The organism is Allobosea sp. FBZP-16, from assembly GCF_002831785.1.
GTDB lineage: Bacteria > Pseudomonadota > Alphaproteobacteria > Rhizobiales > Beijerinckiaceae > Allobosea > Allobosea lupini.
Genome location: NZ_LNCQ01000039.1, coordinates 1 through 1,249 on the forward strand (window position 1 = coordinate 1; position 1,249 = coordinate 1,249).

Sequence of the window (1,249 nt, forward strand, 5' to 3'; positions counted from 1 at the left end):
TGACCTGCCCCCCGGAAGTTCCCTCGTTCATAACGAGAGTCCTTGGGGTTGATAGTGGTCGGTTTCGGGTTGGGCAAGCGCGCCGGGCGCGGAGCCCTCAGATTGCTCAAGCGCCCGGCGCGCTTCTGCTGGACTCCGATTGCCCAGTGAGGAATGCGGCCTGACGTTGTTGTAGTCGTAGCGCCACAGGGCCAGCTTTCGGCGGGCATCGGCCAGGCTGTCGAAGATCTCCTCGTTCAAGCATTCGTCGCGCAGGCTGCCATTGAAGGACTCGATGTAGCCGTTCTGCTGCGGCTTGCCGGGATCGATGTAATGCCATTCGACGCCGTTCTCGTTGGCCCACTTCAGGATCGCCTTGCTGGTGAACTCGGTTCCGTTGTCGCTGACGAGGCAAGCCGGTTTGCCGTAGATGCGAACCAAGGCGTCAAGTTCTCGCGCCACTCTGGCCCCCGATATGCTGGTGTCGGCAATCAGGGCCAAGTTCTCGCGGCAGCAATCGTCGTTGACCGCCAGAATGCGGAACTTGCGGCATGCCCCGAACGTGTCGGACAGGAAGTCCAGGGACCAGCGCTGGTTCGGCCGCAGCGGCACCGGCATTGGTGTCCGACTGCCGCGTGCCCGTTTGCGGCCACGACGGCGGCGCACTGACAGACCCTCTTCCCGGTAGATGCGGTAGAGCTTCTTTTCGTTCATGATCATGCCTTTGCGCTCCAGCATGATGCCCACACGCCGATACCCGAAGCGACGACGCTTCTCGGCGATCTTGTGCATCTCCTCACGGATTTCCGGGTTATCGGGCGGCCGCTCACGCCGCACAGTCTTCGGATCGACACCGATCAGGACGCAGGCCCGGCGTTGAGAGATCGGATGACCCTTCATCGCCCGCAGAACCGCGTCCCGCCGCGCCATCGGTGTCGTCAGGGTTTTCCCAACAGATCTTTCAGAACCACGTTGTCCAACATCGCATCCGCCAGCAGGCGTTTCAGCTTCGCGTTCTCGTCCTCGAGCTGCTTCAGCCGCTTTGCGTCCGACAGGTCCATCCCGCCATACTTGGCCTTCAGCTTGTAGAAGGTCGCGGGGCTCAACCCGTGCTTCCGGCAAAGCTCGGAGGTCGGCAAACCCGCCTCATGTTCCTTGATCATCCCGATGATCTGCGCCTCGGTAAAACGGCTTTTCCTCATCTCGTCTGCTCCTTCTCAGGTTGGGCAGACTCTACATCACAGCGAGGGAACTTCCGGGGGGCAGGTCA

Annotated in this window: 1 protein-coding gene; it reads right to left on the reverse strand. The window is 61.5% G+C overall.

Translation table 11 applies throughout. The features are described 5' to 3' along the window. Positions 1 to 27 precede the first annotated feature (27 nt). Positions 28 to 1,181 (reverse strand): IS3 family transposase gene (locus CXY91_RS20110; RefSeq protein ID WP_100962981.1). Its coding sequence is split into 2 segments (ribosomal slippage): positions 28 to 923 and positions 923 to 1,181, totalling 1,155 coding nucleotides; the frame shifts between segments, so codons are not numbered across the junction. Positions 1,182 to 1,249 lie beyond the last annotated feature (68 nt).